At 39.8% G+C, this 5,199-nt stretch carries 3 protein-coding genes; 1 reads left to right on the top strand and 2 read right to left on the bottom strand.

The features are described 5' to 3' along the window. The first annotated feature begins 149 nt into the window (after positions 1 to 149). Positions 150 to 965, top strand: coding sequence for a helix-turn-helix transcriptional regulator (locus JK188_RS16255; protein WP_249215513.1), 816 nt, complete (start codon positions 150 to 152; stop codon positions 963 to 965). A gap of 153 nt (positions 966 to 1,118) precedes the next feature. Here JK188_RS16255 and JK188_RS17795 read toward each other — a convergent pair whose 3' ends face one another. After that, positions 1,119 to 4,604, bottom strand: a complete 3,486-nt coding sequence (locus JK188_RS17795) for an FKBP-type peptidyl-prolyl cis-trans isomerase (protein ID WP_249216035.1) — start codon at positions 4,602 to 4,604, stop codon at positions 1,119 to 1,121. Continuing rightward, on the bottom strand, positions 4,601 to 5,101 hold the full coding sequence (locus tag JK188_RS16245) for a hypothetical protein (RefSeq protein WP_108478264.1): 501 nt from the start codon (positions 5,099 to 5,101) through the stop codon (positions 4,601 to 4,603). The genes JK188_RS17795 and JK188_RS16245 overlap by 4 nt, the downstream gene beginning before the upstream one ends. Between the last annotated feature and the right edge of the window lie 98 nt (positions 5,102 to 5,199).

Raw genomic sequence — 5,199 nt, 5'->3', positions numbered from 1 at the left:
ACTTTAATTTACGATATGACATATAAAAAAACAGCTCATATAATTTCAATCATCAAGGTTATAGTGATTTTTTATATCAATAGAAACTAAAAAATTGATATTTGATTTCGACTATTACTTAAAGAGCTAATTTTAATAAAGGTGCTACCATGAACAGTCAATTAAGTCATCAGGTGATAAAAAAAGTACGCATAGATAAAAGTAACCCACATGCGATACTCGATTTAACCTCCAAAGGTCTTATCATCATAGAAAAAGGGTCAATATTGCTGGAAACTCCAGCCGCAAATGAGAGCCTACATGAAGGTGATATTCTCTACCATAAACAGGGGTCATACTCGTTTAAAACAGAGAACAATACACTAGATGGTGAATTCTTATGGATCTCATTGGATGATAAGTTTTTACGTGAGTATTTGTCTCATTACGGATCACAATTAAGTGAGATTGAGCGAGCTGACAATGTCGCTAATGACATCATCAAGTTTACAACAAGCCCATTAATTAATGAGTTAAAAAATAGCTTAGAATCATTTATTCAAACTCAATATCCTGAAATGATCCTTAAATTAAGGATTAATGAGCTACTCTTGTTATTATCTTATAGTGAACAAGGTGCAACCCTGTTGTCCAATTTACGCCAGCTTAGTAATCGTCAAGCTGAGCGTTTGCAGACCTTCATGGAAAACAATTATTTAAAAGAGTGGAAGTTAAATGAGTTTGCCAGAACGTTTGGCATGGGCTTAACAACATTCAAAGAGCTATTTCATACTGTTTATGCGACATCACCACGTTCTTGGATCAGCGAGAAGCGCATCATGTATGCACATCAATTATTGATAAATACTTCGATGAGTATTGTAGAAGTTTCTATGGAAGCCGGCTTTTCAAGTCAGTCTTACTTTACTCAAAGCTATCATAGGCGCTTTGGTTATACCCCCAGTAGGTCGCGTAAAGCCGCCTAGTCCCTTCCTCACGTTATATGCCCTGTCAGTATAGGATTAATGTCTTAGCTACACTGACAGAAAGGCAACCCCGCAATAAATCATATGGTTGGAAATAAAAAAAGAGCCTACTATTTAAGTAAGCCCTCTTATTTCGATTTAGAACCTTATTAATCAGTTCGCTTGAATCACTTTCAAATCAATAATTGACATTGAATTTGGCGGTACTTCTCCAGGAATACCTTCTGGACCATAGCCACCTTCAGGCTCAATATAAATTTTGACCATTCCGCCTACACCCACTTTCTCTACGAACGAGTTCATTGGTGGTGGAAGCTGATCATAAGGTAACACCATTGGATTTTTTTCTGTATGCATAACGGTCACCTTACCATCGGTAAGTTGCTCTCGCATGATCAATGTGATTTTTTTGTCTTTCACATTTGTAATTGGCGTACCTTTTTGTAAAACCTTATAGTAAGTGTAATTATCTAACTTACTGTATTTCTGCTGTTTTATATCCTGCAGGATCTTTTGGTTCCGCTTTTCATTCTCGTTGGCAATAGTCGTATTATCCGCAGATGGAATTTGGATAATGGTCGGCGTTTTACCTGTAGGTGACTTTTTGCTCGCTCTTAATGCATCATTCTCTTCACGTAACTGAGTCACGCGCTGATTAAGATCCCTAATTTGCGCTTTCAGCCCCTCATCTGTTGAAAATGATTTCAAGGATGCCAGCTCATCTTTTGCTTTCTTCAAACTATCTTGAACACTAGCAAGCTCCAGCTTAGATTTGTTATCTGCCGCTGTTTTTTCATCGAGCAGTTTCTTAAGTTGAAGCAATTCCTGATCTTTTTTCGAGAGATTCTCGACATTAAATTTTTCAGCATCTAACTTCAACGCATTCAATTGTTTGTTCGCATCTAGCAGCTTTTGCTCGATGTCTGCTTGCTGTTTGTTGCGATTAGCAATGTCACTTTCAAGCCTAGCAATCAATGCTTCTTTTTCTTTAGCTTGTGACATCAACAGCGTATTTTGAGATTCTAGCTGCTGTTTATCAGACAGTTGCGCTTTTAACGAATCTTGAATGCCTTTATTCTCTTGATCTAACTTGGTTAAAGCTTCTTCTCGGCCTTTGAGTAAGCTAATTTGCTTATTCAATTCCGCAGTTAATTCTTTGACTTGTAGGTCAGTATCTTTGCCTGCAAGTTCAGTCTGTTTTTCTAATTCAGCACGCAGTTTTTGCACTTCAGTATTTGCTTGTGCTAACTGTTTTTTCGCATCCGCATAACTTTGCTCATTCGATGTTAGCTGCGCTTGTAACTGTGCGTACTGATTTTGACTATCTGCCAGTTGCTTAGCTATTTTTTCATGGGCATTTTGCTGAGTAACCTGTTGTTTCTTCGCTTCTGCTAACTCAACATCCAGTGCATTTTTTTGCACTAACTTAGCGGTTTGCTCAACTAATGTCGCTTGAGCTTTATCGTTCTGCTGTGATTTTTCAGCAAGTTGAGTCAAGAGCTTCTGGTTTTGCTCAGATAAAGCTTTAACTTGTTTGTCGCTAGCCTGAGCCATCAACGCAGCTTTATTTTCCAGCTCTTGCTTCACGTTTTGCAAGTCTGTACTAACCTTAGCTAACTGCTGCTTAGAGGTGGCTAATTCAGTTTCTACCGCAGATTTTTGTTTTACTTTATCTGTCAGTTGCTGATTCTGTTGTTCAAGCTGCTTAGTCGCATCTTGCTGTTGCTTCAGTGCTAATTGGACATCATTTTTTTGCGCTTGAGCCTGCTTTAGCTCATCTTCACGCTGTTTCAGTAAGGCTTCTTGCTGTACTAAGTTGGCACTCACAGACTTCAGCTGTTCATCCGTATTGCCGGATGACTGTAATTGCTGCTTCGCGTCAGATTGCAATTTGGCAATCTCGGAGGTTAATTGCTCGATGCGCTGATGAGCATCCGTGACTTGCTTGTCTTTGTCAGCCAACTGCTGCTTCATTTGCGCGGTCAGTTGCTGATTCTGTTGTTCAAGCTGCTTAACCGCATCTTGCTGTTGTTTCAGTGCTAATTGGACATCATTTTTTTGCGCTTGAGCCTGCTTTAGCTCATCTTCACGCTGTTTCAGTAAGGCTTCTTGCTGTACTAAGTTGGCACTCACCGATTTCAACTGCTCATCCGTATTGCCGGATGACTGCAATTGCTGCTTCGCGTCAGATTGTAGTTTTGCAATCTCGGCGGTTAATTGCTCAATGCGCTGATGAGCATCCGTGACTTGCTTGTCTTTGTCAGCCAACTGCTGCTTCATTTGCGCGGTCAGTTGCTGATTCTGTTGTTCAAGCTGCTTAACCGCATCTTGCTGTTGTTTCAGTGCTAATTGGACATCATTTTTTTGCGCTTGAGCCTGCTTTAGCTCATCTTCACGCTGTTTCAGTAAGGCTTTTTGCTGTACTAAGTTGGCACTCACCGATTTCAACTGCTCATCCGTATTGCCGGATGACTGCAATTGCTGCTTCGCGTCAGATTGTAGTTTTGCAATCTCGGCGGTTAATTGCTCAATGCGCTGATGAGCATCCGTGACTTGCTTGTCTTTGTCGGCAAGTTGTTTTTTCGCATTTGTCGCTTCAATCACACCATCACTCAGCTGTTTTTCCAACTGTTTGATAGTGTCTAATGACTGGCTATTTTGTTTGGTAAGGTTATCCAAATTAGCTTGCTTTTCAGCAATCACTTTCTGCGATTTGGTTAATTCATTGTTCAGCCCATCGATAACAGCTTTATTATCAACAGATTTTACAACACTTTGTAATTGCTCAATTTGCAACTTACTTGCTGCAATATCATCACTGAGTTTAGCTATCGTAGTTTGCTTTTCAGTAATGATGCGATTTAATTCAGCAATATCTTTATTGTAGTTAGTCAGCTTAGTGACTAACTGACCATCCGTTAACAGCCTATTGTACGAAATCAGCTCACCAACACCTTGAGCAACACCAAAGCGATACAGATTTTTTAATTGCTGCTGCTCAATGAGTTTTGCCAACTGAGCCAAATTGACTGAGTTATCAGTCCCTGCTTTCTTCGTGAAATTCGAAGAATATAAGCCAAGAGGATCAATAATGACTTGGTATTTGGCAAAATCCTTCGCCAAATACTTAGGATTCCATTGATTACCTTGTAGCAAATAGGAAGATGCAGGCTGGTAAGATTGAGACTCAGATGGCAACGAACAGACGTCGAGAACAGGCTTTATTTCTGTGTCTGCTACTTGAGCAGGTTCTGTTACTTGAACTGGTGTTTTAGGCTCAACAGGCGTTGATGCCGATGCTTTTGCACTTTGAGATTGAGATGACGTCACCGTATTCGATGATCGCTGAGCCACCTTTTTCTCTTTAGTGTTCCTTGCTTTACCCGTCGTAACTTGACGATTTTCTTTAGGAACAGGAACTGGCGAAAGAGAGGATAAGACATCATAACCTTGGGCTTGTGATTTAACACTCAGTGGTACTTCGACAGGTCGAGGCTTCGGTTTTTGACCTTCATTTTCAGATTGAAGGTAAGTATCAAAGTCATCGATGACATTGTTAAAACGCTCCGCGTAGGAAGCTGTTGAAAAACAAGTCGAAAAAAGTGCCAGAGAGACACAAAGCCTTAGGTTAAGTCTCATAATCCATTAATTTTCTGCAAAGTTGATTCCGTTGATAGCACTGCGTTGTAACGCACCTTAGCACAAAGAACTTTTGTTTTAGATTCAATAGCCATTTGCAATAGCTCAATGGTATCTGGGCTAGCAGTTGCTTCGATTTGTTTGTATAGCTGATTAATTTCACTCACTTCTTTAAATGATCCTACCAGACGATTGTAACTTTCTGGTGATAGCGTTTTCAGTGAACTGAGTTCTTTAATACAAGTATTTAGTGGCGCAACCCCCTGCTGTTCAACAGCATTTGGTGAACGATCTAAAGCATTATTTAAAACGTTCTGAGATTCAGGGTAAGAATCATCAGCCTTACTATTTTGCTGTGAATTATTCGTTGCTGCTGTGGTGGTTTGAGAATCAGCTAATGCCGTCTTTTGCGCATTTGGACCAGTGACACAGCCAGAAAGTAAAGCCGTGCTTACCGCAAGCAAAGACGCGACATAAAATTTATTTTTTAAAAACATATATTTACCTTACCAGTACTTTTCTTCGCTATTATTATGATGTCCTAGAAACCTAGTGTAAGCTAAAAACTCGCTATTTTCTATATAGCCGAATAGCT

The sequence above is a fragment of the Providencia sp. JGM181 genome (assembly GCF_018257375.1).
GTDB lineage: Bacteria > Pseudomonadota > Gammaproteobacteria > Enterobacterales > Enterobacteriaceae > Providencia > Providencia lanzhouensis.
Note: the sequence above shows the minus strand (reverse complement) of the source record. Positions and strands in the feature narration are given on the sequence as shown.

Bases quoted from the DNA above. Each gene is read 5' to 3' on its own strand.
- JK188_RS16255 (WP_249215513.1), top strand. From the start codon at position 150: ATGAACAGTCAATTAAGTCATCAGGTGATAAAAAAAGTACGCATAGAT.
- JK188_RS17795 (WP_249216035.1), bottom strand. From the start codon at position 4,604: ATGAGACTTAACCTAAGGCTTTGTGTCTCTCTGGCACTTTTTTCGACT.
- JK188_RS16245 (WP_108478264.1), bottom strand. From the start codon at position 5,101: ATGTTTTTAAAAAATAAATTTTATGTCGCGTCTTTGCTTGCGGTAAGC.